Raw genomic sequence first — 23,865 nt, 5'->3', positions numbered from 1 at the left:
GTGCTCACCGCGACATCGAGGTGTTCACCACGGCATTGGCGTGCTCACCGCGACTGTGGCGTGCTCACCGCGACTGTGGCGTGCTCACCGCGGCATTGGCGTGCTCACTGCGACTGTGGCGTGCTCACCGCGGCATCGAGGAAGGGCCCGAGTTCCTCGGCCACCGTCGCGAGAGCACGGACATCCCGCTCGGCCCGGGCCATCAGAATCGCCCCCTCCAGGGAGCTGATCATGAGCGTGGCGAGCGATTCGGCCCGCGCCTGCGGGACACCCATGTCCGCGAGAGCCCTGGCCACCGAGCCGCCCCAGGTGGCGAAAGCGGTGGACGCGGCCTCCCGCGTGGACACGCTGGTCTCCGCGCAGTCCACTGTGGCGGCGGCGACGGGGCAACCGCCCGCGAACCCGGCGGTGCGGTACTCGTCGGTCCACTGGCGCACCATCTCGGCGAACAGTCCACTGGGGGTCGGCTCGGGCAGAGCGGCGAGGAAGCGGCCGACACGACGGCTCGCGTACTGGCCCGCCCAGCCAACCGCCTCGTTGACCAACTCCTCCTTGCCGCCGGGGAAGTGATGCTGGAGCGAGCCGCGCGGCGCCTGTGCGTGGGCGGCGACTTCGCGCATCCCCGTGGCGGCGACGCCGTCGCGCCGGATGAGCTGGGCCGCGCTGAAAACCATCCGCTCGCGCGGCCCTCGCCCTGACACCGCCATGTTCGACCTCCACTGTTGTGTGCGCCCCCGGAAGGCGCCGAGTTCCGGCAGCCTCCACGTCCAGGAGCCTCCACTTCCGGAAGCCACCAGGTCCAGAAGCCTCCACTTCCAGAAGCCTCCACTTCCGGAAGCCACTCTATGACCACCGTCATAGAGCGGGGCTACTATGACGACTGTCATAGTCGACGACGGCGACGCGTCTGCGTGGGCCGGAAGCGGAGGTGCCTCGTGTACACAGGCTTCGTCGGACTCGGGGTGATGGGGCAGCCCATGGCGCTCCTTCTCGCCCGCGCGGGCGCTCCCCTCGTCGTCTGGAACCGCACCCCGGCCCGCTGCGCACCCCTGCGTGCCGCCGGAGCCGAAGTCGCGGCGAGCCTCCCAGAGGTCTTCGACCGCGCCGACGTCGTGATCCTCATGCCGGCTGACGAGACGGCCCTCGACGCGGTCCTGGGGCGCGGAGCCCCGGACTTCACCGCGCGCGTCGCCGGGCACGTCATCGTTCCCATGGGCACTACGTCGCCCGAGTACTCGTACGGCCTTCAGGAGGACATCCGGGCCGCGGGCGGGCGATACGTCGAGGCCCCCGTCTCCGGCTCCCGAGTCCCGGCGGAGCAGGGGCAGTTGGTGGCGATGCTGGCGGGTGACGCCGATGCCGTGGAGGCAGTGCGGCCCCTGCTCGCCCCCATGTGCCGACAGACGTTCGACTGCGGTCACGTACCAGGCGCCCTGCTGATGAAACTGTCGGTGAACCTGTTTCTGATCACGCTGGTCACCGGGCTGACCGAAGCCTTCCACTTCGCCGACGGCCACGGGCTCGACCGACGCCGGTTCCTGGAGGTCCTGGACGCGGGCCCGATGGCCAGCTCCGTCTCCCGCGGGAAGGCACCCAAGCTGCTCGCCCGCGACTTCGCCGTCCAGGCGGCGGCCAAGGACGTCCTGAAGAACAACCAGTTGATCGCCGATGCCGCCCGCAAGGCCGGCCTGGCCTCGCCCCTCCTCGACGTGTGCCACACCCTCTTCGACGAGACGGTGGCCCAGGGCCACGGCGGCGAGGACATGGTGGCCGTACTGCGCGCGCTGGAGACCCGGACGGACGGAGCGCGCCGAGGCTGAGCGGAGCCGGGGTGCACCTGGATCGGGGTGCACCTGGATCGGAGCGGCTCCAGCCCCGATCGGGGCGGCTCCAGCAGCCGGCTCAGGGTGGCTCCGGAGACGACTCCGGAGCAGGGTGGCTCCAGCAGCCGGCTCCGGAAACGAGGTCATCCCTGGAGAGACCATCCCTGCGAGGAGGTCGACGACGGTCGCCCGGCCGAGGACCATCGCCCCGCCACCGGCGAACACCTGGGTCAGCCAGGCAACCCCACCAACTGCTCTGCCGGGCAACTTGACCGAGTCGCCGATCTCGCGGATCACAGGCCGCGAGTACCGGCTGGCAGACCTGCAGCCATCACTGCTCGGCGCGACTCGGCGCACTCGGCGCGACTCAGCGCACTCAGCGAAGGGGAGCAGATCGTTCGCGGCCGCCGCGGAGTTCAACCCGCCGACCCTGCGACTACCCAGGAATCGGCTCAGACGACCAGGACCCGGCGCCCACGCGTGTGGCCGGCCTGGCTGTCGATGTGCGCTGCCGCGGCCTCGGCGAGCGTGTACGACTTCTCGACCGGGATGTGGAGCTTTCCCCGCGAGATGAGATCGACGGCATCGGCGAGTGCTTCCGGCACGCTCCCGGCCACGCCGGAGAACCGGACACCGAAGTCCGGCGCACCGAGGTCGGCGATGGAGATCACCTTCCGTGGATCCCCGGTCAGTTCGACGAGTTCGCGGATGACGCCCGATCCGGCCAGATCGAGAGCCGCATCCACGTGACCGAGCTCGTCGTCTCCTGTCTCCACGCGACCTGGCCCCACCCGATGGAGCTGCCGCACCCGCTCGACCCAGCCCTCGCCGTACGTCGTGGGGACGGCACCCAGGCTGCGCAGGTAGTCCTGGTTCGTGGCCCCCGCTGTGCCGATCACGTGGATGCCGCGCTCGCGGGCGATCTGCAGCACCGCTGAACCGACTCCCCCGGACGCACCGCTGACCAGCAGTGTCTGCCCGGGCCGCACACCGACCTGACCGATGACGCGCAGGGCGGTCTCCACCACGGAGGGGTAACCGGCCGCCTCTTCGAACGTCAGCCCTTCCGGCATGCGGGCCCAGGCCCCCAGCACGGCGAACTCGGCGTAGGTACTCGACCCTTCGCCGAAGACATGGTCCCCGACCTTGACTCCCTCGACGCCCTCACCGACCTCGTCCACCACCCCGGAGGCGTCCAGTCCGACTCCGGCGGGCAACTCGATCGGGTGGGCCCCCAGGACCTGGCCTTCGCGGACCCTCCAGTCGACGGGGTTCACGCCCGCCGCCCGCACAGCGATGCGTATCCGGCCGGGGCCCGCATGGGGCTCCTCGGCGTCCACGAGTTGCAGAACGTCAGGACCGCCGAACTCGGCGAAGCTCACTCTCTTCATGCCACCGAACATAACACTAACCGTTAGTGTTTAACAACGGTTACGACTTTGCAACTGATAGCATCAGCGAATGACCGTGCCGCCAGGACGTCGCGAGCGCAAGAAGGCCGCGACCCGCCAGAAGATCGCTGACACCGCCCTGCGGCTCTTCCTGGAGCGCGGGTACGAGGCAGTGGGCATCCGTGACGTGGCCGCCGAGGCCGACGTGGCCGTGACCACGCTCTTCTCCCACTTCGCCTCGAAAGAAGCGCTGGTGTTCGAGCAGGACGAAAACTTCGAGCAACGCCTCTCTCAGGCGGTCACCGACCGAGCACCTCATGAGCCGCTCATCCCCGCGCTGCACCGCGAGATCCTGGCCCTGGTGCGACACTGCACGGCGGACGGCGCCGACCCGATCTGGCGCATGATCGACGGCTCACCCGCCCTGCGGGAGTACGAGGAGTCGATGAGGCTGCGCCACGCCGAGTCGCTGGCAACGACCATCGCGGCCGATCCCGACCTGGCCAGGACCGCGACGGCCTGCCGGGCGATCGCGAGGTTCGCGATCGACGCCTTTTCGGTGGCCCGCGAGGCGGCCGATCCTGAGGTCGCGGTGGACGAGATCTTCCTGATGATCGAGGCGGCCTGGAAGGCCACCTGACCCTTCCTCCACGTCGAGCCCATCCCCCTCCCCCTCTCCGTCTCTCCCCCTCTCCGTCTCCCTCCCTCTCGTATATAGGAATTCCCTATAGCGCCTGCTGTCATTTCGTCTTTGCCTCTCGTTCTTTTCCGGATCTACCGTGAAACAGGTCGAACAGACGAATAGGCAATGGAGAGGACCGGTGGCATGACCACGGTTGAGGACGGATCGGAAACGAAGGAACTCGCGGGAAAGCGGGCCCTGGTCACAGGGGGTTCTCGCGGAATCGGAGCGGCCGTCGTGCGCCGGCTCCTGGACGCCGGCGCCGAGGTGCTCACGACCGCCAGGTCGGCGACGAACACGGTGCCGGACGGGGCCACTTTCGTGGAGGCCGACGTGCGGACACGGGCCGGAGCGGAGGCGCTCGCCGCAGCCGCGCAGAAGGTGCTCGGCGGGGTGGACCTCCTGGTCCACAACGCGGGTGGGGCGCAACCGTACAAGAGCGCTTCGGCCATCCCCGACGATGAGTGGCAGAACGCGCTGGACCTGAACTTTCTGGCGTCGGTGCGGCTGAACTCGCTGCTGACACCGGGGATGCGGGAACGGCGTTCGGGGGTGGTCGTGCACGTCTCATCGGCCGCGGTCCCCACCGTGGCCCCGCCGTTCCTGCACTACGTGACGGCGAAGGCGGCGCTGGAGGCCTACAGCCGGGGGCTGGCGTCGGAGCTGGCACCGTTCGGAATCCGGGTCAACACCGTATCTCCGGGCAGAACCGCCACCCCTGGCGGCGAAGCGACGCGCGAGCAGTGGGCGCGCTTGGTCGCGGGGCCGGGCCAGGACACCACAAGGCCTCCGCTGGGGCGCGACGGCATGCCCAACGACATCGCCCACGCGATGCTGTTCCTCATGTCCGACCGGGCGAGCTGGCTGACCGGGAGCAATCTCGTAGTCGACGGAGGTGAATTCCCCCGGGGCTGACGCCAGGCATTCAGGAAGGGAAATTCGACAAAAGGAAATTCGGTGGACGCCCCGCCCCTTCCCTTTCAGCCTGCTCGGCATCTTCAGCCGTCAGGAAACCGGTGAGGAAACAGCGGACCCGGTGGACCAGGTCTCCTTGCGCAGGAGTTCGAGCAGGGCCGTCTCCGCCGGGCCCGCGGCGTGCCGGACCACGGCGATGACGGGCTGGGAAACGACCGGGTGCACCGGGCGGGCGAGGTGCTCGTGTTCGCGGGGCACCGCGGAGGCAGGGACGAGTGTCGCCCCCAGCCCTTGGGCGGCCCACCGCACGGCCGTGGCCGTCTGCGACACGCGGGCGGCCGTGGCCGGGGGCACGTCGTTGTGCCGCAGCACGTCAAGCAGCACGCCGTCGAGCGCACTGTCGCGGTCGAACCTCACCCACGGCTCCCCCACCAGCTCGCGCAGCTCGACCCGGTCCCCGGCGAGCTGCCGGTGCCCGGCGGCCAGGACCACGACGAACTCCTCGTCTCCGAGGTGATGGGCGTCTGCGGGGGTCTGCTCGCACGCCGCCATCAGGGCGAGGTCCAGCACGCCCCGACGCCCGAGCCGTTCCAGCTCGGCGGAGCTCGGCTCCTCGAAGACGCTGACCTCGACGCGCGGGAACCGGCGACGCAGCGCGCCCAACGCGCCCGGCAACTGCCGCGTGCCGAAGCCCATCTGCACCGCGACCACCAGCTCGCCCACCAGCTCATCGGCACCGGCCCGCGCCGTCGCCCTCGCCCGCCGCGACGCGCTCACCGCGACCTCCGCCTCCCGGAGGAACGCGCGGCCGACCGCGGTGGGCACCAGGCCGGTCGGCGTGCGGGCGAACAGTTCCACGCCGAGTTCCCGCTCCAGGCCGCGGATCTGCTGGGACACCGACGGTTGAGCCACGTGCAGCAGCTCCGCCGCCGCCGTCACCGAACCCTCTTCGGCGACGGCAAGGGCGTACTCGTACTGACGAAGGCTCATCGACTCCGGTCCTCTCCCCGCGGCGGACCGCAGTCCACCCCGTCATGTTCGTCGCAACCGCTGCAGTCGTGAGCAACTCAGTTCCGCTGACGGAGATTCCCACGCGCACCTGGGGCTGAGCCCCGCGCGGCTCCAACTAGGCGGCGGGCCCGCCACCCTGAAGGTGGCGGGCCCGCCGCGGTACACCGAAGAGGAGGGGCAGGTCCGGTCAGGCCGCGAAAGCCCAAACCATCACACCGCCCGGCGCCTTGTCCGTCGAGGTTCGACCCGTGCACTGCTCACAGACGGCGTGCTGCGCACAGGCCTGCGTTTGCGCCGGCTCGCCTTGGGCCTTGCGTGCGGTCAACCAGACCGCGATATAGGCAGGCCCGGCGGTAATCACAGCTACGGCAATCTCGGTGAACGCCATCGGTCTCACCCCCCAGACACCCAGTCGATTCCCCACCACCATAGGTGTGAGGGGCAACGATGGGCAGCAACTTGCCGGATCAGAACCGAACTTGGCTGGATCCACGCACCAGGACCGAACCATCGGTTCATCTCTTGTCGCGGGTTTGGTTCTTGGCGGCTTCTCTCAGTCCAGCTCCAGCGTGCCCACCGTCTGGTCTCCGCTGGTCTCGCCAGTTGGTCGGAAGCCGAGCGCCAGGTAGAAACCCGCGGGGCCATCCGGTCCGAGATGCCAGGTGGTAGTCAGGTGCGTGCCACCTCTGCGCCGGATCTCGGCGGCTACGGACTCCACTGCGAAGCGCCCGTAGCCCCGGCCCTGCTTTCCATCCGCGATGTGCCGGGGTGGACGTATGCCTCGGCGAGTGACTTCACTACGGGTGCCACCAGATGTTCCTGGTCGGGACGGACCCTCAGATTGATCGCGGTCTCGAAGTTGTCAGGGGTGATCTCTTGTAGGTGTGGCGAAACTGGCATGCCCGCACTCTAAGAATTCATCTCAATTGGCGATCGAGCCGCCCGTGAGAGTCAGCGGCCAGGCGCAGGCGCGGTGACTTGACCGCGATGTGAGACTTGCAGCATGGACATGGGGCGTGAGTCGCGGTGGGAAAAGGACGCAATGACGGTCGAGATCGTTTTCGCCCTGGTGACTGCCGCCGTGCTGGCTGGGGTGATCTTCGCCGTCGCCTGGACTCTCGCCCTGGCCCTGGACCTCTCTGGCTCGGCAGAGAGAGGCATGTTGGCAGGGGGCGCACTGCTCGGAGCGGTGGCCGGAGTGTGGCGTCTGGCACGGGTGCTGCTTCGGTTCGACAAGCAGCGCCGGATGGGCCGCTGACTACGGCCCTTCCCCCTTGCGGTCAGTAGCCTCCCGGCGTGGGGATCGATGAGCGGTTGGTGCCGGATGAGTTGTGGCAGTTGTTTCAGCGCGTGGTTCCGGAAGCGCCATCGCGACCGCAGGGTGGTGGCCGACGTCGCCACGGTGACCGCGAGGTGCTGGTGGCGATCGTGTTACCTCGCAGTGGCTCGGACGGCACCGGTGGACCATCGAACGGACCATGGCCTGGCTCGTCGGCTGCCGACGGCTCCACCGTCGCTACGAACGCAAGGCAGAGCACTTCCCTGCCTTCACCAGCATCGCCCGCACCCTCGTCTGCTACCGCAGACTCGCCAAATGAGATGACCTCCAAGTAGGCAGCACAAGCGATTTTCGAAGTGTGTTGCTTGTGGGCGGACTGCCGACTGCCCGGGACCAGAACACTTGCTCAGGCCTCGACCGCGGACCAGTACGGACTGTGCATCGTCAGGAAACGGACGTCGAGGTCGGACTCCAGATAGTCCATCCGTTGCTCCCAGAAGGCCCGCATGTGCGGGAGAGCCAGGTGGGCGTCCAGGTCGATCCGGGAGCGCCAGGCCTCGTAGAAGACGAAGACGCCGGGTTCGTCCCGGTCCTCGTGGAAGTGGTACTCCAGGCAGCCCGGTTCCTGCCGCGTCGGCTCGACGAACGAGAGCAGGAGCTCTTTCAGCTCGGCAGCGCGTTCGGGCTTGGGACGGGCGGTGCCGACGAGTGTGAACGGCTGGTCCATGAGAGTTCTCTCCTCGATAGATGCCCCAACGGGTAGGTACGATGGATCTCGTACCTGGGTGCCGGACGGACGCTAGCGGGCCCATAGGTACGATGCAAGCCGTACCTGAAGGGAGACGTCCGGTATGCCCGACGACGAAGGTCACCCGAGCGTCGAGGAGATGCGGCTCGGCCCGGTGCTCGCCGCGCTGGCGGACCCGTTGCGCCGCCGCGTGGTGCGCGAGCTGGCCGCCGCGCCCGACGGCACGGCGCGCACGTGCAGTTCGTTCGCGCTGCCGGTCTCCAAGGCGACCGTCACGCACCACTTCCGCGCGCTGCGCGAGGCCGGGCTGATCCAGCAGGTCGCCCGCGGCAACAGCCGGATGGCCACTCTGCGCCGGGCAGATCTGGAGCAGCGGTTTCCCGGACTCCTGGGGGTGGTGACAGCCGAGCCGGAGGAGTGAGCCGCGCGAGCCTCGACGCCCCGTCGACGCCTGCCGCGGACCACACAACGTGGACGCTGAGCCGTGGACCGTGGACCTGCGTAAATGCCGCGGCGCCCCGGGCGAAGTCCACGTAGGGTGCGGCAGCATGAACCAGGCCTCCCGCGATTCCGTCCGTCCGATACGTGCCGATGAGTGGCCCAAGGTGAAAGAGCTGCGGCTCTCGTCACTGCGGGACCCGGTGGCTCCGATCGCCTTTCTCGACACGTACGAGAAGGCCGCCGCGGAGCCGGACTCCTTCTGGCAGGAGCGGGCCGAGAGGGCAGCCGATGGGACGCGGGTGCGCCAGTTCGTGGCCGAGGACCGGGACGGGATCTGGAGCGGCTCAGTGACCGTGCTCATCGAGGACGCGGGCAGCGACGCCGTGTTCGGCGGGCCGATTCAGCAGCGCCAGGCGCACCTCGCCGGCGTTTTCGTGCGCCCCGAGTACCGCGGGAGCGGAGTGATCGACGCGCTCTTCGAGGCGGCCGTCGGGTGGGCGTGGTCGGTGCCGGATGTGGCGCGGGTACGCCTGTACGTCCACGAGGACAACGCGCGGGCCGAGAGCTTCTACCGGCGGTACGGATTCGTGCGCTCCGGGGAGACCGTACCGATGAAGGGCGACCCCTCCAAGGTGGAGCGCGAGATGGTTCTCGACGAGCGCTAGCTCCTAGCGGCCGGCGCGCTCCACGAAGAGGCGCCGCAGATGCGCCAGGCTCCGCTCGGCCGACGGACGCAGCTCCGCGGCCACGGCACGGGCATCGGCCCGCAGCCGGTCCTCGGCATCGGCTCCGAGGACCTCCACGGCCTCGGTGACGAAGGACGGCTCGGCGAGCCAGTCGTCCAGGAGCGCCGGGGTGACCTCCAGGTGGAACTGGAGCCCCCAGGCGGCCGGCCCGGCACGGAACGCCTGGCACTCGGTGGTGTTGGTCCTGGCAAGGACGCGAGTGGCCTCGGCGGGAACGATGCGGTCGCCGTGCCAGTGGAGCACGGCGGGAGCGTCGGCCAGCGGTCCGACGACCGGATCGTCGCGGTCCACGTCGTGCAGCGGAGCCCATCCGATCTCGCTCCCCCGGCCGAGAGCGGCGCCGGTCCGCACGGTCATGTCCTGGGCGCGCGCGAGGAGTTGGGCGCCCAGACACACTCCCAGTGTCGGGACCCCGGCGTGCAGCGCGTCGGCCAGAAGGTCACGCTCGAGCTTCAACGTCGGATGTGCCGCCAGGTCGTCGGCGTTCATGGGACCGCCCATCACGACGAGTCCCGCCAACTCGGACACCGGCGGCAGATCGCGGGCCGAGGCGCCCGGAGTGTCGATCAGATTCCGGATAGCGAGGGCGAGACCGCTGCCTTCCAGCGCGTCCAGGATCAGGCCGGGCTTCTCGACCTCGACATGCTGAAGGATCAGGACGGTGCGCGCGGGCATGCGGGGGTCTCCTGCGGGGCGAGGAATCGGAAAACGGGACGGCTCACACCGTAACGTGGCAGGTCAGGGCCTGGTCAGGCAGGTGGCGGCCGTCCCACGACCGCACTCGGGTCACCTCATCCGTAGGTGCGGATACGGACGCCGTGGCGGGTACGCATGCGATGCAGTTCCCACAGGGCCACGAGGGTCACGGACACCGGGCCGCCGAGGACCGCGCACCACTGTGCGGCCGGCGGCCCCTGCGGCAGCCCGCCTTCGAGCGCGACGCTGAAGAGCATCAGCTCCCAGACGAGTACGACGGTGAGCGCGGCCGGGAGGGCGGCGTGCACGTTGGACGTGTTGAAGGCGTAGCGGGCGGCGTAGGCGGAGGCGAAGAGGAGGAACGGCAGCAGCCAGACGAGACCGATGAGGAGAGCGAGCGCGATGAGGCCGTTCACGAGCGTGCCGTAGTTCTGCTTGAGCACCAGGGCGCTGCCCGCCAGCACGAGCACGACACCGACCAGGATGCCGACGTACCAGGCCACGGCCTTGAGGGGCGCCCGCAGCCGGGAGCGGAGCACGCGGCGTTGCGCGGCGGGGGCGTAGCGGATGAAGCCCAGGACGACCAGCGGCCCGGTGAAGATGAGCAGCAGCGGGGCGAGGATCAGCTTCACGACACCGTCGTTGGCGACCCCGCTCCAGCCGTCGTCCGCGCCATAGGTGTAGACGAGGAGGAAGCTCGCGGCCGCGCCGGCGATCGCGCGCCCCAGCTGCACCTTCGTCACGAGCGGGTCCGCGACGCGGCCCGCGCCGGGCTGGTTGAAAATCGCCTCGGCGCGGCGGCGGGCGGAGCGGATGAACGGGATGAGCGGCGAGACGAAGAAGAGCGCGCACCCCGAACGCCGCCGCCGGACGGGCTGCGGCGGGTACGGATACGGCTGCGGGTGGGGAGGCGGGTACGGCCCGGGTTGCGGCGGTCCGTACGGATGCGGGCCGCCTCCCTGAGGTCCGTACGGATGCGGGCCGCCGCCCTGAGGCTGGCCGTTCCCCGGTCCCCAGCCCTGAAATCCCCCGTGTGCCACGGTTCCCCCTCGCCTCCTGCGACGCTTCTGAGCGCGCGCAGTTTACTGGCCGAAACCGGGTGGGTGTCACCAGGGCTGAGAGCCGGAAGCGGGAACGCGATGGCACGCGTTCCCGCTTCGGGGCTTCAGGCTCTGCCCGTGAGTGTCCTCGGAGCTAGGCGACCCGCTGCTCGTACCCCACGAGCCGTACACACACGGCGAGTCCCGCGATGGCCTGCTCGAGCTCGGCGAGGCTCGGGTAGCTGGGCGCGATGCGGATGGTGGCGTCGCGCGGGTCGTCGCCGTAGGGGTGGGTGGCGCCGGCGGGGGTCAGCACGATGCCTGCCTCGGCAGCACGGCGTACGACCTCCTTGGCGCAGCCGTCGGTCACTTCGAGCGTGACGAAGTAGCCGCCCTTGGGGTCGGTCCAGCGGGCGAGGCCGGTGCCGCCGAGCTCCGCCTCCAGGATGCGGGCCACCGCCTCGAACTTCGGCTGGAGCAGGGCGCGCTGGCGCTCCATGTGGGCGCGCACTCCCTCGGCGTCCCGCAGGAACATGACGTGGCGCAGCTGGTTGATCTTGTCCGGGCCGATGGACCGCTTGGCGTTGTTGGCGAGCAGCCACTTCAGGTTCGCGGGCGATGAGCCGAAGAAGGCGACGCCCGCACCCGCGGCGGTGATCTTCGAGGTGGAGCCGAAGACGAGGACGCGGTCCGCGTTACCGGCGTCCGCGCAGGCGCTGAGCAGGTCGGCGATCTCGACGGGCTGTTCGGTGAGGTGGTGGGCGGCGTACGCGTTGTCCCAGAAGATCCGGAAGTCGGGCGCGGCGGCCTGCATCGAGGCGAGGCGGGCGACGGTCTCGTCGCTGTAGCAGACGCCGTCGGGGTTGCTGTACTTCGGGACGCACCAGATGCCCTTGATCGCCGGGTTCTCGGCGACGAGCCGCTCCACGACGTCCATGTCCGGGCCCTCGGCGGTCATCGGCACCGGGATCATGTCGATCCCGAACCGCTCACAGAGCGCGAAGTGCCGGTCGTAGCCCGGAGTCGGACACAGGAACGCGATCCGCTCCTGGTCCACCCAGCGCGACTCGGCCCCCGGCACCACGCTCAGCAGGGCGTGCACGAGACAGTCGTGCATCAGCTCGAGGCTGGAGTTGCCGAGCGCGAGGAGCTGCCCGGCCGGTACCTGGAGCACGTCCGCGAAGATCTCCCGAAGCTCCACCAGACCCTGCAGACCGCCGTAATTGCGTACGTCCGTGCCGTCGGCGGAGGTGTGCCGCCCACCCGGCAGGCTCAGCAGGTCCTCGGAGAGGTCGAGCTGCTCCGGCGCCGGCTTGCCGCGCGTGAGGTCGAGCGAGAGCCCGCGTCCTGCGAGGTCCTGGTAGTCCTGGCGGGCCCGCTCAAGGAGCCCGGTCACGGCGTCGGGGCTCAGCTCGGTGGTCATGGGTGTGTCCTTACGTTGTCGGCGCCGCCCGGGCCTGTGAGCTGCCCGGGCCTGCGACGGGGGTATCGGCACTGCCTGCCGAGGATACAAAGCGATGGCCTGCCCATGACCCGGCAGGTGGCGCTCGTCACCCTGCGAGGAGACCGTCGCGGTCCATGCTGTGGCCGCCCTCACACACGCGACCTGATCAACCCCCGCACCGACGGGGTCAAGATCAGGAGACGAGCTCGGTGGCCTTGGTCATCGGGCCGCCGGCGTCGCCGGTGTTCAGTGTCCCCGCGGGCTCGAAGAGCAGGATGGCGGTTTCCTCGTCCGCCACCGGGCAGTGCTCGACGCCGCGGGGGACCACGAACAGCTCGCCCGGTGCCAGGGTCACGTCGCCGTCCCTGAGCTGGATGGTCAGCTGTCCGCTGATCACCAGGAACAGTTCGTCGGTGTCCTGGTGGCTGTGCCAGACGAACTCTCCGTGCAACTTGGCCAGCTTGACCTCGTAGTCGTTGAGGGCGGCCACGGTCTTCTGCGACCACAACTCGCTGAACCCCGCGAGCTTGTCGGCGATGTTGACGGGGACGGGCTTCCTGGACGTGCGGTTTTCGATCCTCATGGCCATGAGCCTGCCGCGACCGGATGCGGCAGGTCTTGTACGTTCCTGGCATGAACGAACAGCGGCCCCGCACGTCCATCAGCGCCTGGCGGCCGTCGGTTCCGGGGATCGCCGAGGTGTTTCACGCGCACTTCACCGACCACTCGTACCCGGCTCACACTCACGACACCTGGGATCTGATGATCCTCGATGACGGGGCGGTCGACTTCGCGCTCGACCGCCGCCGCCATGACGCGACCAGCACCACCAACGTCCTCCTACTGCCCCCGGGCGTGCCCCACGACGGGCGGACGGTCACCGAATCGGGCTTCCGGAAGCGCGTGCTCTACCTCGATGACTCCGTGCTCCCCCGGCGGCTGGTCGGCGGCGCGGTGGACGGTCCGGTCCTCGAAGACGCCCTGCTGCGCCATCGCATCCACCAACTCCACGCCTCCCTCGGCCACCCGGGAGACGATTTCGAAGCCGAGTCGCGCCTGTCCTTCATCCGCGAGCGACTCCACGTCCACCTCGATGCGCTGGTGCCCCGCACACCCGGCCGCGAGGCCGGCCGTCTCGCCGTCAGGCTGCGTGAACTCCTCGACTCCCGGACAGCCACCGGTCTCCCGTTGCAGGAGGCCGCCACCGTGCTGCACGCGCATCCCACCCACCTGATCCGCTGCTTCAGGCAGGCCTACGGCCTGCCGCCGCACACTTACCTCACCGGCAAGCGCATCGACCGGGCACGCCGCCTGCTGCTCGACGGCCAACGCCCCGCCGAGGTCGCGATCACCGTGGGTTTCCACGACCAGGCCCATCTGAACCGGCACTTCACACGCCACGTGGGTACGACCCCCGGACGCTATGGGCGGGGGCTAACCCCCGCAGGCATCGACCGGGTGACCTGATGTTCTGTCACCGCCCGTGCTCCTAGCGTCGACTCCGTCCGTTTCTGCGTCAGTCGATCCCAAGGAGCACGATGCGCGGCGTCACCCCCTCACTCGCGATGGGCCTGTGCCTGGCCGGGCTGCTCGCCGGAGCCGTGCCGACGACGGCAACCCCTTCGCGGGACGCTCGCCCGATCTCGGCCTACGGGCAGCAGCGGCTGAAATGGGAGCCCTGCTCGAAGGCACAGGTGGAGCTGAACGCCGCGGGGGCACAGTGCGCGAAGGTGACCGTTCCCCTCGACTACTCCGCTCCCGGCGGCCGCACCCTCCAGATCGCGGTCTCGCGCGTCAAGGCCAAACCCTCGTCCCACCGCCGCGGCATCCTGCTGTCCAATCCCGGTGGCCCCGGCGGCAGCGGCCTCGCCAACACCCTCGCGTTGCGTCCCGCGTTGAAGCGGGTGGCGGACGGCTACGACCTCATCGGGTTCGACCCGCGGTTCCTCGGCGAGAGCTCCCCGATCAGCTGCGCTCCGGCCGAGCCGCCGCCCCCTCCCGGCCCCTCGACATCGCCCCGCGCGGACTTCGAGGCATCGGTGCGGTCCGCCCGGGACACAGCGCGGCGCTGCTCGGAGCACGGCGACAACGCGGAACTGCTGCCGCACGCGTCCTCCCGCAACGTGGCCCGGGACATGGACGTGATCAGGGCCGTCCTCGGCGAGCGGAAACTCTCCTACTACGGCATCTCCTACGGCGCCGACCTGGGCGCCGTCTACACCCAGATGTTCCCCCGCCGCACCGACCGCATGGTCATCGACTCCTCGACGGACCCGGCGGCCACCCAGTACGAACTGTTCCAGAGCTCCGGCGAACCGGCCGAGGAGGCACTGGACGAGTGGGCCGCCTGGACCGCCCGCCACCACTCCACATACCGGCTGGGCCGCACGGCCTCCGACGTACGGATGCGCGTCGAGCGGCTCCTCGGGCAGGCCGAGCGTCAGCCGGTCAGTGTCGGAGGGCAGCGCCTCAACGCCCCCGTCCTGCGGCTGCTGTTGAAGCAGCCGATCCAGCACACGGAGAACGATCCGACGCTGGCCGCGATCGTCCGTGACCTGGTCGCCGCCGCGGCGGGGAAGCCGGTCGAGCCGGGCCCCGAGCTCGCCGCGATGCTGGAGCTGCTCGCTTCGCCCGACCTCGCCGACAGCATGGTGGGCGGGGCGCTCTTCATGTGCGGCGACGGCGGCTGGCCTGCCGGCGGCTGGCCGAAGGACCCGGAGACGTACTGGAAGAACAGCGTGCGCAGCCGCGCCGACCAGCCGGTGTTCGGCCCCTACGTGAACGGCATGATCGCCCCGTGCGCGTTCTGGGCCGGTGAGCCCCGCGAGCCGGGCACGGCCATCGCCAACGACGTACCCGTGCTGATGCTCCAGGCCCGCCACGACAACAACGTCCCCTACGACGGGGCCCTGGCCCTGCACCGCAAGCTGACCGGCTCGCGTCTGATCACCGCGGACATCCGCTCCCACGGCGTGTACGGCCGTGCCCTCGAAGGACTGCGCCCCGTCCCCTGCGCCGACCGCGCGGTCAACAACTACCTGCGCACCGGCGACCTTCCCGCCCGCGACACCACGTGCCCGCGACGGTAGACCGCCCGCCGGCCATCGATCGACGGGTTGGCTGCCAACCCGTGCCTTCCGCGGCGCGACGCCTCGGCCGGCATCCGCGACGGCCCACTCGGCAGGTGTCTCCGTCTCCTTCTGTGCCCGCCGCGGACTCTGGCCTACTATCGGTCGGACATGGCCACGAGGGAGATGCGACTCCAGGGCGGTGCGGTGCGCACGGCTCTGCTCGCCATGGCCTTCCTCTTCCTCTTCGCCCTGCTCGGGACCGATGGGCCGTCGGGCACCGGCGTCGCGACGGCCACCGAGGGGCACGGCGCGACCGCAGTGGCCTTCGGCCCCTACGCCGAGCGCGCGACCGACAGCCGTGACAGCGGCCGTGACCGGGCCCGCGACGGCGGCCGTGGCTGTCACGAGGGCGAGAACAGGGCCCCGCGCGGGGCGCTACCGGCTTCCGAGCGGACCAGTTCGCCAGGCTTCGTGGCGACGCCCGCGTCGTACGAGCCGTGGGACGAGGTGCCCGCACCGCCCGGCGCCTCTCCCCCGGACGCGACGGCCGTAGACCTCTACAGAACCCAGGTCATCAGAACGTAGACGGGATCTCTCCACCCGTACCCCGCCGACAGGACCGGTCGGCATCACCGCATCACCTTCATCGATCGACAGGAGAGATCCGCATGCCCCTTTCCACTTCCACCAACACCCACACGACCGCTCTCCGCGGCACCAACTCCCCGCTCGCCCCCGCGCAGTACGGCGGTGACATCGGCCTCTTTCTGCTGCGCTGCGCGGTCGGTCTGACCATGGCCGTCCACGGCAGCCAGAAGCTCTTCGGCTGGTTCAACGGGGCGGGCCTCGACAGCACCGCGGGGTTCTTCGCGAGCGACGGCTACTCCGCCCCGAAGACCATGGCCACGGTCGCCGGTCTGACCGAGACGCTCTGCGGCCTCGGTCTCGCCATCGGCCTGCTCACCCCGCTCGCCGGGGCGGGCATCCTCGGGATCATGCTCAATGCCATCGCCATGAAGTGGGGCAACGGCTTCTTCAACCCCGCGGGCATCGAGTACGACCTGGTCCTGCTCACCGCTGCCGTGAGCCTGGCTCTCGCCGGCCCCGGCAGGTTCGCCGTCGACCACCTCCTGCCCGTCCCGCGCACCCACCGGCTCTCCCACGGCATCGCCGCCGTGGCACTCGGCGCCGTCTCGGCCGCCGTCGTCCTGGTGGTGCTGCACGACTGACCGCACCACCCCCCTCGTACGACCCCGCCGGGACGGATCCGATCAACGGGCTCTCGCCGAAGGGCGATCGGCCTCGGGTCCGGGCCGGTGGGGTTGAGTCGGGGAAGCAGAGGCCGTGGCTGCCGGGGCCCCTGGACGGTCGCGTGATCTCGGAAAGTAGCGTGCAGCCCGGGCCCGGCGGTGACCGGCCCCTTCGGACAGTGCACAGGGAACAGGTCGGGAAGCAGAGCCGTGGTCAGTCAGCAGGACACCCCCACCCGTGTCATGGCGCCCACTCAGGCGCGCAGAGTGACCGGGGCTGTCATCGACGCGCTCCTCGCTCTGGTGTGCGGCCTCGCAGCCGGCGCCGCGGCTGGTGTGACGGTGAGCGCGGGAGTCGTCGGACTCCGGCCGCTGTCCCCGACGGTGTGGGGGCCGGCGCTCGGCGTGGCCGTCGGGGTCTCCTTCGTCAACCACGTCCTGCTCACGCGGGCCGCCGGGGCCGGCATCGGGAAACTGATCACGGGTCTGCGAGTGGTCCGCGCCTCCGACGACCGCCGCCCCGGCCTTGTGCGGCTCATCGGGCGTTGGCTGTTCGGCTTCTACTGGATGGTCGTCTTCGTCCCGATCCATCTGGCGACGGACAGCGGTGTGGAGCAGCAGGACGCGGTGGGGGTGCGTGTGCGGCGCCGGGCGACCCGCTCCTGATGGGGCAGCGGCGAAGGTCAGGCGCCCGCCCCTCGGTAGAAACCGGTAGAAATCCGTCACTCGTGCCGACCGTTGACCCCCTTGCCCCGCCCGGCCATGTCGAGCAGCAGCTTCGCGGCCACCTCCGTCCCGTCGGTCCGGATCGTGGCGGCCACGGCCCTCGCCCGCGCGCGGGTCCCGGGGGCCAGGGCTGTGGTGAGCGCGGTGGACAGGAACTCGAAGGTCGGGGTCGGGCCGTCGTGTGCCGCGCCGATGCCCAACTCGGCCACGCGGGCCGCCCAGTACGGTTGATCCGTCGCCTGGGGTACCACCACTTGGGGCACGCCGGCGCGGCTGGCGGTTGTCGTGGTGCCCGCTCCGCCATGGTGCACGACGGCGGCCACCCGGTCGAACAGGGCCTGGTGATTGGCCTCGCCGACGGCGAAACAGTCGTCCCGGTCGTCGATCAGAGCCAGCTCCGCCCAGCCACGGGAGAGGAGGACGCGGAGCCCCTGCGCGCGGACCGCCTCGACGGCCACCTGGGCCGCGTCCTTCGCCGCACCCATCGGCATGCTCCCGAAGCCCACGTACACCGGTGGTTCACCGGCGTCCAGGTATGCCAACAGCTCGGCGGGGAGCGGTCGTTCGTCGGGCATGATCCAGGCGCCGGTCTGCACGACGTCGAAGTCCGGTGTCTCCTGCCACGGGTCCAGGATCGGGTCCGTCGCCAGCCACGGCTCGTCGCCGATGACGTAGTCACGGACGTTTTCCACCGGGGGCAGGCCGGCCGACGCCCGGTTGGTGTTGAGCGCCTCGCCGAACAGCGCGTTGATGCTCTCGGCGTCCAGCTCCCACAGCACCCGGTTGTCCGTCACCTCCGGCGGGAAAGGCCGGCCCTGATACGCCAGCGGCGAGTGGTGCGGCGACGGCAGGGTGATCTGCTGGAAAGTCACTGAGACGGAGGGGATGCCCAGTTTCTCGGCCACGGACCGCGCGCCGGCCGCGGCCGGCATCACGCCGGTCGCCACCAGCACGTCGCACCCCTCGGCTGCCGCGGGCACCGCCTCGAACTGGCTCGCGATCAATTCGGCCGCGCGCTGCGGCAGGGAGGGCGGCTGCGGTGCCTCGGTCGTCAGCGCGCGCGCCGACCGGCCCACCGGCACCAGCGGCACACCGACAGCCGCCAGCCGCTGCGCGAAGTCCTCGTCCGGCGGCGCGCACACCCGCACCTCCGCGCCGAGCTCCCGCAACCGCTCCGCGAGCCCCACCAGCGGTTCGACGTCCCCGCGCGACCCATACGTAGACAACAACACACGCACTTGACGACTCCCCGTTTTCGCAGGTTATGGCCTAGGCCGAGGATTCTCCGGCATCCCCACGGCCTCGCGCTGCCAGGAGGTCACGGACCTCCTCCGCGGTGGTCTCCTGCAGTTCCTCCGCGACGAGCACCCAGCGCGTGATGCCGACCGACTCCAGGAATTTTAGGTCGTGGCTGGCGATCAGGAGGGCGCCTTCGTACGACTCGAGTGCGCCGGTCAGTTGGCGCACGCTGGCCAGGTCCAGGTTGTTGGTCGGCTCGTCGAGCATCAGGAGTTGAGGGGCCGGGGCGGCGAGCATCATCGCCGCGAGCGCGGCGCGGAAGCGCTCGCCGCCCGAGAGGGTGCCCGCCAGTTGTTCGGCACGCGCCCCCTTGAAGAGGAAGCGCGCCAGCTGGGAACGGATGTGGTTGTCGGTGAGCCCGGGAGCCAGCCGGGAGACGTTCGCCGCGACGCTCAGAGCGTCGTCGAGGACATCCAGGCGCTGCGGCAGGAACCGCAACGGCACCGAGGTCCTGACCTCGCCGGACAGTGGGGGCAACTCCCCGGTGAGGGTGCGCAGCAGCGTCGTCTTGCCGGCGCCGTTGCGCCCGACAAGGGCGATCCGTTCGGGCCCCTGAACATGCAGGCTGCCCTCCCCCAGCTTGCCGAAGCGGGGACGCAGTTCGCGCGCGGTCAGCACCGTGCGGCCCGCGGGCACGGCGGTGTGCGGGAGACTGACGCGGATCTCGGCGTCGTTGCGGATCGCGTCCGCGGCCTCCTCGCGCCGCTCGCGCGCCTCGCCCAGCCGCTCCTCGTGCAGGCCCCTGAGCTTGTCTCCCGACTCCTGCGCGGAGCGCTTCTTCTCTCCCGCCACGATGCGCGGGGCACGCCGCTGGGCGTCCATCTTCTTGCTGTGCCGCTGGCGGCGGGCCACCTTGACCTGGGTCTCCTCCAGTTCCCGCTTCTGGCGGCGTACGTCGGCCTCGGCGGCCCGCAGCATCCGTCCTGCCGCTTCCTGCTCGGTGGCCAGCGCTTCCTCGTAGGCGGACCAGCCGCCGCCGTACCAGCTCACCGACCCGGCGCGCAGTTCGGCGATACGGTCGACGCGTTCGAGCAGGTCGAGGTCGTGGCTGACCACGACCAGGACGCCGGAGCGCCAGGAGTCGACGGCCTCATAGAGTCTGCGGCGCGCGAACAGGTCGAGGTTGTTGGTCGGTTCGTCGAGCAGGAGGGCGTCCGGGCGTTCCAGGAGCAGCGCCGCAAGCCGCAGCAGCACGGTCTCCCCACCGGACAACTGGCCTACGGTCCGGTCGAGTTCGACGTTGCCGAGGCCGAGCGATCCCAGCTGGGCCAGAGCGCGCTCCTCCACGTCCCAGTCGTCGCCGATCGTCTCGAAGTGCTCCTCGCGCACGTCACCGGATTCGATGGCACGCAGCGCGTCACGCCGCTCGGCGATGCCCAGGACCCGGTCGACGCGCAGGGTCGTGTCGAGAGTGATGTTCTGCGGCAGACAGGCCAGGCTGCCGCCGACGGTCACCGACCCCTGAGAGGGGCGCAGTTGACCGGCCAGCAGGCGCAACAGGGTGGATTTGCCTGTGCCGTTGGTGCCGACGAGCCCGGTGCGGCCCCGACCGAAGCTGACGGAGAGCCCGTCGAAGACGGTCGTGCCGTCCGGCCACTGGAACGACAGGGCGGAGCAGGTCAGGGAGGCGCTGGGTGGGGTGGGTACGGACATGAGGAATCTCGCAGTCGCAGGCGCGGTGGGCAGGGGGCGTCGTATGCGAGCACCACGCGGCGACCGACCGAGAGGGGGGTGCGGCGGTCCGGGAGATCGAGGGACGGCTCATGCACCGAGGTCGCATCCACGCGGGGTCACGGGCGGCACGGCAAGGCCGGCTGCGGCGTGACGGGCGTACGGCGAAGGCCGTACGGCGCGATGTTCGCGAACCTCAGATGCGCAACGTCCACCTCTATCGGAGACAACAGGACCGTTCGAGACGATAACGACCCTGAGCGGAATTGGCAAAGTCCCAAGTCATCTCGTGAGGTCACCGCCGTGCCTGGATCAGGGCGTGGGTGCCGCTGGTGCGCCATCCCTGGCCGTGTTCGGCGACGAGCGTCGCCTCGGTCCGCTCGTCGAGTCCCACGATCACGTCGGACTTCAGTGTCCGCAGGGCGGCCACCGGGCCGGGGAAGTACGCGGTCCGCTCCTCGAAAGGCGTGGTGGCGGGCCACAGCCGGTCGTCGACCAGGCGCCGGTAGTTCAGGTCGCCCTTCATGACGGTCACGTCGGCCTCGGCGAATTCCTGGCGCAGATCGTCGGGCATCCGCACATACGGCAGCGGGGCGCAGGAGAAGGTGTGGCTGCGGACGGTCAGCCGGCCGTCACCCATGGCCGTCCACAGGCGTTCGCCCACCTCTGCCGCGACGCCCCGCGTGCCGGTGAGACGGCGCAGGCAGTCGAGCACGTCGGCGGTCATGGCGTCCGAGACGTAGTACGGGTAGGGCTTGACGTGCAGCAGGACCCGGTCGGCGCGACGCTGCCGCAGGAGGTGGTCGATGAGGATGAGGTCGGGCAGCAGCTCGCGTCCGGCGTTGTCCGCGACCAGGCACAGCGTGGCCGCGCCGCCCTCGGGCAGCAGGGACCACAGCAGCGCGGAGTCGTCGGCGACGAGCCGCGAGTCGACGGCCCCGCTCCCGCCGCCGCCCACGGCGAAGCCCAGGTCCGCGCGGTTGCCCCACAGGGAGCCGAGGAGCAGCGCCTGGCGCTGTTCGTCGACGGGCCGCGGGGCCAGGCGGTCGAGCGCGGCCAGTTCCTCGTCGGCCTCTCCGGTGTGGAGTTCGGCCTGTTTGAAGGGGCGGAACGGATCGATTCCCTGCCAGGGGCCGGCCTCGAAGTACCCGACGGCCGTGAGGAGTTGGCGGTAGAAATAGCTCTCGGCCCACAGGAAGGGCACGTCGAACCAGGACAGACCGACGTACTCGCGCCCCCACTCCTCCCACAGCTGACGGTCGTGCGCCTCGGACCCCAGAGGTTCGATCACCCCCTCCGTGGCCTGCGTGAGGAGGGCGTCGAGGGCGCGATGCTGCCGCGGGCCGTAAGGGAAGGCGTCGCGGACCTTTTTGATGAGGGCGGGATGCCGCTCGGCGAGCACGCTTCTGGGGAAGGAGCCGGGTGCGTTGCTCAGGATGACGGGTGCGTCGGCCGCTTCGTTCATTCCTTCACCTTTTCTTCTCACTATTTGAACGCGGAGGGCGGGCCGGTCTACGGTGACCGGCCCTCTATCCCCCACGTTTCAGAGGTACATCTTCATGCCCGCATTCAACCGTCGACGCTTCCTCCAGGCAGCGGGTGGCACCGCCGGCGTCGCGGCTCTGTCCGCCAGCATCATGCGCGCCGCCGACATCCCCGCCTCCGCCCGGTCGGGATCGATCGACGACGTCGAGCACATCGTGGTCCTCATGCAGGAGAACCGCTCCTTCGACCACTACTTCGGCACGCTGGGCGGCGTCCGGGGTTTCGGTGACCCCCGTCCGCTGGTCCTGGAGAGCGGAAAGTCCGTATGGCACCAGTCCGGCGACGGCGAGGAAGTCCTGCCCTATCACCCGGACGCCGACGACCTGGGAATGCAGTTCATCGCCGGCCTCGACCACGACTGGGAAAGTGGCCATCAGGCGTGGAACAAGGGCAAGTACGACGACTGGATAGCGGCCAAGTCCTCCGGGACGATGGCACACCTGACCAGGGAGGACATTCCCTTCCACTACGCGCTGGCCGACGCCTTCACGGTCTGCGACTCCTACCACTCGTCGTTCATGGGGGCGACCGACCCCAACCGCTACTACCTCTACTCCGGGCATGCCGGGAACGACGGCAAGGGCGGCGGGCCGGTCCTCGGCAACGAAGAAGTCGGCTACGACTGGACCACCTATCCCGAGCGCCTGGAGAAGGCCGGGGTGTCGTGGAAGATCTATCAGGACATCGGTGACGGACTCACCGAGGACGGGCTCTGGGGCGTCCTGGAGGACGCCTACCGCGGAAACTACGGCGACAACTCGCTGATGTTCTTCAACAAGTACCGCAACTCCAAGCCCGGTGACCCCCTTTACGAAAAGGCGAGGAAGGGAACGAAGGTCAAGGAGAGCGGCGATCTCCTCGATGACCTCCGCGCCGACGTCAAGGCCGGGAAACTCCCGAAGATATCCTGGATCGCCGCCCCGGAAGCATTCTGCGAGCACCCCAACTGGCCCGCGAATTACGGAGCTTGGTACATCTCGCAGGTCCTGGACGCACTGACCTCCGACCCCGAGGTATGGAGCAGGACCGCGCTGTTCATCACGTACGACGAGAACGACGGCTACTTCGACCACGTGCCGCCGCCCTACCCGCCGGCCGACTCCTCCTGGGGCGCGTCCACCGTCGACACCGAGCTCGACTTCTTCCCCGGCGACAGCGACTACAGCGCGGGCCCTTACGGGCTCGGCATGCGGGTCCCCACCCTCGTCGTCTCCCCGTGGTCCACCGGCGGCTACGTCTGCTCCGAGGTCTTCGACCACACCTCCGTCATCCAGTTCATGGAGCGCCGCTTCGGCGTCCACGAACCACACATCTCCCCCTGGCGCCGCGCCATCTGCGGCGACCTCACCTCGGCCTTCGACTTCAGCCTCAAGCACACCGAACGCGCGGACCTGCCGAGCACCGACGCCTACGAGCCGCCGGACCAGGAACGGCACGGCAGCTACCAGCACTCGCCGCCGGCCTCTCCCGCCCTGCCCAAGCAGGAGAAAGGCGCAAGGCCCACCCGGCCCCTGCCCTACACGCCGCTGGTCGCCGCGGCCGTCAAGCCCTCCGACGGCACCGTCAAGCTCACCTTCACGCCGGGTGACGAGACCGGTGCCTGCTTCCTGGTCACGTCCGGCAACCGCGACGACGGGCCCTGGACGTACACCGCATCGGCGGGCAAGAAGATCTCCGACACGTGGAGCACCGGCTCGTCGGACGGGGCGTACGAGCTGACGGTGCACGGCCCCAACGGCTATCTGCGCACATACGAAGGCACCGCCGCGACCCCGGGGCCGGAAGTCACCGGCCGTCACGACGAGAGCAGCGGTCGCGTCGAGCTCACGTTCACCAACCCCGCCAGGACCGCCTGCCACCTCACCATCACCAACGCCTACGGCGACAAGAGCACCGAGCTCACCGTCGCGGCGGGCGGCCGCAAGACCCGCTGGGTGGACCTCGGCCACAGCAAGCGCTGGTACGACCTGCGCGTGCGGTCCGACAGCGACAGCGCCTATCTGCGCAGGCTGGCCGGACACGTCGAGACGGGCGAGCCCGGCACCAGCGACCCGGCGCTCCGCACCGCCTGATCCCGCCACCCTCGC

Annotated in this window: 24 protein-coding genes and 2 pseudogenes; 13 read left to right on the top strand and 13 right to left on the bottom strand. The window is 70.0% G+C overall.

Features of this window, described 5'->3' with window-relative positions; translation table 11 throughout:
• Nucleotides 1-104: 104 nt before the first annotated feature.
• On the bottom strand, nucleotides 105-707 hold the full coding sequence (locus ACZ5WE_RS19315; RefSeq protein WP_467693936.1) for an LmrA/YxaF family transcription factor: 603 nt from the start codon (nucleotides 705-707) through the stop codon (nucleotides 105-107).
• A gap of 228 nt (nucleotides 708-935) precedes the next feature.
• On the opposite strand from ACZ5WE_RS19315, the gene ACZ5WE_RS19310 reads away from it, so the two are divergent.
• Nucleotides 936-1,820: an NAD(P)-dependent oxidoreductase gene (locus tag ACZ5WE_RS19310; protein WP_467693938.1), complete on the top strand. Its 885-nt coding sequence runs from the start codon at nucleotides 936-938 to the stop codon at nucleotides 1,818-1,820.
• Between the two features lie 455 nt (nucleotides 1,821-2,275).
• Here the strand turns inward: ACZ5WE_RS19310 and ACZ5WE_RS19305 are convergent, their stop codons facing one another.
• The gene (locus ACZ5WE_RS19305) at nucleotides 2,276-3,214 is read right to left on the bottom strand and encodes an NADP-dependent oxidoreductase (RefSeq protein WP_467693940.1); all 939 of its coding nucleotides are present in this window, start codon (nucleotides 3,212-3,214) and stop codon (nucleotides 2,276-2,278) included.
• Nucleotides 3,215-3,284: 70 nt separating this feature from the next.
• Here ACZ5WE_RS19305 and ACZ5WE_RS19300 point away from each other — a divergent pair, with 70 nt between their 5' ends.
• Both ACZ5WE_RS19300 and ACZ5WE_RS19295 read left to right on the top strand, forming a co-directional pair.
• Complete coding sequence (locus ACZ5WE_RS19300; protein WP_467693942.1) at nucleotides 3,285-3,854, top strand: TetR/AcrR family transcriptional regulator; 570 nt, start codon at nucleotides 3,285-3,287, stop codon at nucleotides 3,852-3,854.
• Between the two features lie 186 nt (nucleotides 3,855-4,040).
• Entirely contained in the window at nucleotides 4,041-4,811 is a 771-nt protein-coding gene (locus ACZ5WE_RS19295; RefSeq protein WP_467693943.1) for an oxidoreductase, read from the top strand.
• Between the two features lie 90 nt (nucleotides 4,812-4,901).
• On the opposite strand, the gene ACZ5WE_RS19290 is transcribed toward ACZ5WE_RS19295, so the two are convergent.
• From ACZ5WE_RS19290 to ACZ5WE_RS19280, 3 genes and pseudogenes are all read right to left on the bottom strand, one after another.
• Nucleotides 4,902-5,801: a LysR family transcriptional regulator gene (locus ACZ5WE_RS19290; protein WP_467693945.1), complete on the bottom strand. Its 900-nt coding sequence runs from the start codon at nucleotides 5,799-5,801 to the stop codon at nucleotides 4,902-4,904.
• Nucleotides 5,802-6,009: 208 nt separating this feature from the next.
• Entirely contained in the window at nucleotides 6,010-6,210 is a 201-nt protein-coding gene (locus ACZ5WE_RS19285; RefSeq protein ID WP_467694569.1) for a hypothetical protein, read from the bottom strand.
• A gap of 165 nt (nucleotides 6,211-6,375) precedes the next feature.
• Nucleotides 6,376-6,722 (bottom strand): annotated as a pseudogene (locus tag ACZ5WE_RS19280) (GNAT family N-acetyltransferase).
• A 103-nt stretch (nucleotides 6,723-6,825) separates the two neighbouring features.
• Here ACZ5WE_RS19280 and ACZ5WE_RS19275 point away from each other — a divergent pair.
• Nucleotides 6,826-7,080: a DUF6332 family protein gene (locus ACZ5WE_RS19275; RefSeq protein ID WP_467694571.1), complete on the top strand. Its 255-nt coding sequence runs from the start codon at nucleotides 6,826-6,828 to the stop codon at nucleotides 7,078-7,080.
• A 175-nt stretch (nucleotides 7,081-7,255) separates the two neighbouring features.
• Nucleotides 7,256-7,420 (top strand): annotated as a pseudogene (locus tag ACZ5WE_RS19270) (IS5/IS1182 family transposase); the annotation flags it as partial.
• Between the two features lie 87 nt (nucleotides 7,421-7,507).
• Here the strand turns inward: ACZ5WE_RS19270 and ACZ5WE_RS19265 are convergent.
• A complete protein-coding gene (locus ACZ5WE_RS19265; RefSeq protein WP_467694573.1) occupies nucleotides 7,508-7,828 on the bottom strand; it encodes a putative quinol monooxygenase in 321 nt (106 codons plus the stop codon).
• A gap of 124 nt (nucleotides 7,829-7,952) precedes the next feature.
• On the opposite strand from ACZ5WE_RS19265, the gene ACZ5WE_RS19260 reads away from it, so the two are divergent.
• Together ACZ5WE_RS19260 and ACZ5WE_RS19255 are read left to right on the top strand one after the other, a co-directional pair.
• Entirely contained in the window at nucleotides 7,953-8,270 is a 318-nt protein-coding gene (locus ACZ5WE_RS19260) for an ArsR/SmtB family transcription factor (protein ID WP_467694575.1), read from the top strand.
• 127 nt (nucleotides 8,271-8,397) lie between these two features.
• Nucleotides 8,398-8,955, top strand: coding sequence for a GNAT family N-acetyltransferase (locus tag ACZ5WE_RS19255; protein ID WP_467694576.1), 558 nt, complete (start codon nucleotides 8,398-8,400; stop codon nucleotides 8,953-8,955).
• A 3-nt stretch (nucleotides 8,956-8,958) separates the two neighbouring features.
• Here ACZ5WE_RS19255 and ACZ5WE_RS19250 read toward each other — a convergent pair whose 3' ends face one another.
• The 4 genes from ACZ5WE_RS19250 to ACZ5WE_RS19235 form a co-directional block, all read right to left on the bottom strand.
• Nucleotides 8,959-9,711 (bottom strand): type 1 glutamine amidotransferase, encoded by a 753-nt coding sequence (locus tag ACZ5WE_RS19250; RefSeq protein ID WP_467694578.1) that lies wholly within the window; start codon nucleotides 9,709-9,711, stop codon nucleotides 8,959-8,961.
• 116 nt (nucleotides 9,712-9,827) lie between these two features.
• Complete coding sequence (locus ACZ5WE_RS19245; RefSeq protein ID WP_467694580.1) at nucleotides 9,828-10,772, bottom strand: hypothetical protein; 945 nt, start codon at nucleotides 10,770-10,772, stop codon at nucleotides 9,828-9,830.
• Between the two features lie 154 nt (nucleotides 10,773-10,926).
• The gene (locus ACZ5WE_RS19240) at nucleotides 10,927-12,195 is read right to left on the bottom strand and encodes an aspartate aminotransferase type Ic (RefSeq protein WP_467694582.1); all 1,269 of its coding nucleotides are present in this window, start codon (nucleotides 12,193-12,195) and stop codon (nucleotides 10,927-10,929) included.
• 214 nt (nucleotides 12,196-12,409) lie between these two features.
• Entirely contained in the window at nucleotides 12,410-12,799 is a 390-nt protein-coding gene (locus tag ACZ5WE_RS19235) for a cupin domain-containing protein (protein ID WP_467694584.1), read from the bottom strand.
• Between the two features lie 50 nt (nucleotides 12,800-12,849).
• Here ACZ5WE_RS19235 and ACZ5WE_RS19230 point away from each other — a divergent pair, with 50 nt between their 5' ends.
• The 5 genes from ACZ5WE_RS19230 to ACZ5WE_RS19210 all read left to right on the top strand — a co-directional run bounded on the left by ACZ5WE_RS19230 (nucleotide 12,850) and on the right by ACZ5WE_RS19210 (nucleotide 17,203).
• Nucleotides 12,850-13,683 carry an AraC family transcriptional regulator gene (locus tag ACZ5WE_RS19230; protein ID WP_467694586.1) on the top strand — a complete coding sequence of 278 codons (834 nt, stop codon included), beginning with the start codon at nucleotides 12,850-12,852 and terminating at the stop codon, nucleotides 13,681-13,683.
• A 71-nt stretch (nucleotides 13,684-13,754) separates the two neighbouring features.
• The gene (locus ACZ5WE_RS19225; RefSeq protein ID WP_467694588.1) at nucleotides 13,755-15,305 is read left to right on the top strand and encodes an alpha/beta hydrolase; all 1,551 of its coding nucleotides are present in this window, start codon (nucleotides 13,755-13,757) and stop codon (nucleotides 15,303-15,305) included.
• Nucleotides 15,306-15,455: 150 nt separating this feature from the next.
• On the top strand, nucleotides 15,456-15,872 hold the full coding sequence (locus tag ACZ5WE_RS19220; protein WP_467694589.1) for a hypothetical protein: 417 nt from the start codon (nucleotides 15,456-15,458) through the stop codon (nucleotides 15,870-15,872).
• 83 nt (nucleotides 15,873-15,955) lie between these two features.
• Nucleotides 15,956-16,516: a DoxX family protein gene (locus tag ACZ5WE_RS19215; RefSeq protein WP_467694591.1), complete on the top strand. Its 561-nt coding sequence runs from the start codon at nucleotides 15,956-15,958 to the stop codon at nucleotides 16,514-16,516.
• Nucleotides 16,517-16,747: 231 nt separating this feature from the next.
• On the top strand, nucleotides 16,748-17,203 hold the full coding sequence (locus ACZ5WE_RS19210) for an RDD family protein (protein ID WP_467694593.1): 456 nt from the start codon (nucleotides 16,748-16,750) through the stop codon (nucleotides 17,201-17,203).
• 56 nt (nucleotides 17,204-17,259) lie between these two features.
• Here ACZ5WE_RS19210 and ACZ5WE_RS19205 read toward each other — a convergent pair whose 3' ends face one another.
• The 3 genes from ACZ5WE_RS19205 to ACZ5WE_RS19195 all read right to left on the bottom strand — a co-directional run bounded on the left by ACZ5WE_RS19205 (nucleotide 17,260) and on the right by ACZ5WE_RS19195 (nucleotide 21,698).
• Complete coding sequence (locus tag ACZ5WE_RS19205; protein WP_467694594.1) at nucleotides 17,260-18,501, bottom strand: glycosyltransferase; 1,242 nt, start codon at nucleotides 18,499-18,501, stop codon at nucleotides 17,260-17,262.
• 31 nt (nucleotides 18,502-18,532) lie between these two features.
• A complete protein-coding gene (locus ACZ5WE_RS19200; protein ID WP_467694596.1) occupies nucleotides 18,533-20,215 on the bottom strand; it encodes an ABC-F family ATP-binding cassette domain-containing protein in 1,683 nt (560 codons plus the stop codon).
• Nucleotides 20,216-20,528: 313 nt separating this feature from the next.
• Complete coding sequence (locus tag ACZ5WE_RS19195; RefSeq protein ID WP_467694598.1) at nucleotides 20,529-21,698, bottom strand: damage-control phosphatase ARMT1 family protein; 1,170 nt, start codon at nucleotides 21,696-21,698, stop codon at nucleotides 20,529-20,531.
• A 94-nt stretch (nucleotides 21,699-21,792) separates the two neighbouring features.
• Between ACZ5WE_RS19195 and ACZ5WE_RS19190 the strand changes: the two genes are divergently transcribed.
• Nucleotides 21,793-23,850, top strand: coding sequence for a phosphocholine-specific phospholipase C (locus tag ACZ5WE_RS19190; RefSeq protein WP_467694600.1), 2,058 nt, complete (start codon nucleotides 21,793-21,795; stop codon nucleotides 23,848-23,850).
• Nucleotides 23,851-23,865: the final 15 nt, after the last annotated feature.

The organism is Streptomyces sp. NPDC033180 (genome assembly GCF_055577645.1).
Note: the sequence above shows the minus strand (reverse complement) of the source record. Positions and strands in the feature narration are given on the sequence as shown.

What these genes read in the sequence shown, in the direction of transcription:
- ACZ5WE_RS19315 (WP_467693936.1), bottom strand. Translation starts at nt 707, where the DNA reads ATGGCGGTGTCAGGGCGAGGGCCGCGCGAGCGGATGGTTTTCAGCGCG.
- ACZ5WE_RS19215 (WP_467694591.1), top strand. Translation starts at nt 15,956, where the DNA reads ATGCCCCTTTCCACTTCCACCAACACCCACACGACCGCTCTCCGCGGC.
- ACZ5WE_RS19295 (WP_467693943.1), top strand. Translation starts at nt 4,041, where the DNA reads ATGACCACGGTTGAGGACGGATCGGAAACGAAGGAACTCGCGGGAAAG.
- ACZ5WE_RS19240 (WP_467694582.1), bottom strand. Translation starts at nt 12,195, where the DNA reads ATGACCACCGAGCTGAGCCCCGACGCCGTGACCGGGCTCCTTGAGCGG.
- ACZ5WE_RS19285 (WP_467694569.1), bottom strand. Translation starts at nt 6,210, where the DNA reads ATGGCGTTCACCGAGATTGCCGTAGCTGTGATTACCGCCGGGCCTGCC.
- ACZ5WE_RS19275 (WP_467694571.1), top strand. Translation starts at nt 6,826, where the DNA reads ATGGACATGGGGCGTGAGTCGCGGTGGGAAAAGGACGCAATGACGGTC.
- ACZ5WE_RS19260 (WP_467694575.1), top strand. Translation starts at nt 7,953, where the DNA reads ATGCCCGACGACGAAGGTCACCCGAGCGTCGAGGAGATGCGGCTCGGC.
- ACZ5WE_RS19265 (WP_467694573.1), bottom strand. Translation starts at nt 7,828, where the DNA reads ATGGACCAGCCGTTCACACTCGTCGGCACCGCCCGTCCCAAGCCCGAA.
- ACZ5WE_RS19305 (WP_467693940.1), bottom strand. Translation starts at nt 3,214, where the DNA reads ATGAAGAGAGTGAGCTTCGCCGAGTTCGGCGGTCCTGACGTTCTGCAA.
- ACZ5WE_RS19195 (WP_467694598.1), bottom strand. Translation starts at nt 21,698, where the DNA reads ATGAACGAAGCGGCCGACGCACCCGTCATCCTGAGCAACGCACCCGGC.
- ACZ5WE_RS19250 (WP_467694578.1), bottom strand. Translation starts at nt 9,711, where the DNA reads ATGCCCGCGCGCACCGTCCTGATCCTTCAGCATGTCGAGGTCGAGAAG.
- ACZ5WE_RS19300 (WP_467693942.1), top strand. Translation starts at nt 3,285, where the DNA reads ATGACCGTGCCGCCAGGACGTCGCGAGCGCAAGAAGGCCGCGACCCGC.
- ACZ5WE_RS19230 (WP_467694586.1), top strand. Translation starts at nt 12,850, where the DNA reads ATGAACGAACAGCGGCCCCGCACGTCCATCAGCGCCTGGCGGCCGTCG.
- ACZ5WE_RS19225 (WP_467694588.1), top strand. Translation starts at nt 13,755, where the DNA reads ATGCGCGGCGTCACCCCCTCACTCGCGATGGGCCTGTGCCTGGCCGGG.
- ACZ5WE_RS19235 (WP_467694584.1), bottom strand. Translation starts at nt 12,799, where the DNA reads ATGAGGATCGAAAACCGCACGTCCAGGAAGCCCGTCCCCGTCAACATC.
- ACZ5WE_RS19220 (WP_467694589.1), top strand. Translation starts at nt 15,456, where the DNA reads ATGGCCACGAGGGAGATGCGACTCCAGGGCGGTGCGGTGCGCACGGCT.
- ACZ5WE_RS19200 (WP_467694596.1), bottom strand. Translation starts at nt 20,215, where the DNA reads ATGTCCGTACCCACCCCACCCAGCGCCTCCCTGACCTGCTCCGCCCTG.
- ACZ5WE_RS19255 (WP_467694576.1), top strand. Translation starts at nt 8,398, where the DNA reads ATGAACCAGGCCTCCCGCGATTCCGTCCGTCCGATACGTGCCGATGAG.
- ACZ5WE_RS19190 (WP_467694600.1), top strand. Translation starts at nt 21,793, where the DNA reads ATGCCCGCATTCAACCGTCGACGCTTCCTCCAGGCAGCGGGTGGCACC.
- ACZ5WE_RS19290 (WP_467693945.1), bottom strand. Translation starts at nt 5,801, where the DNA reads ATGAGCCTTCGTCAGTACGAGTACGCCCTTGCCGTCGCCGAAGAGGGT.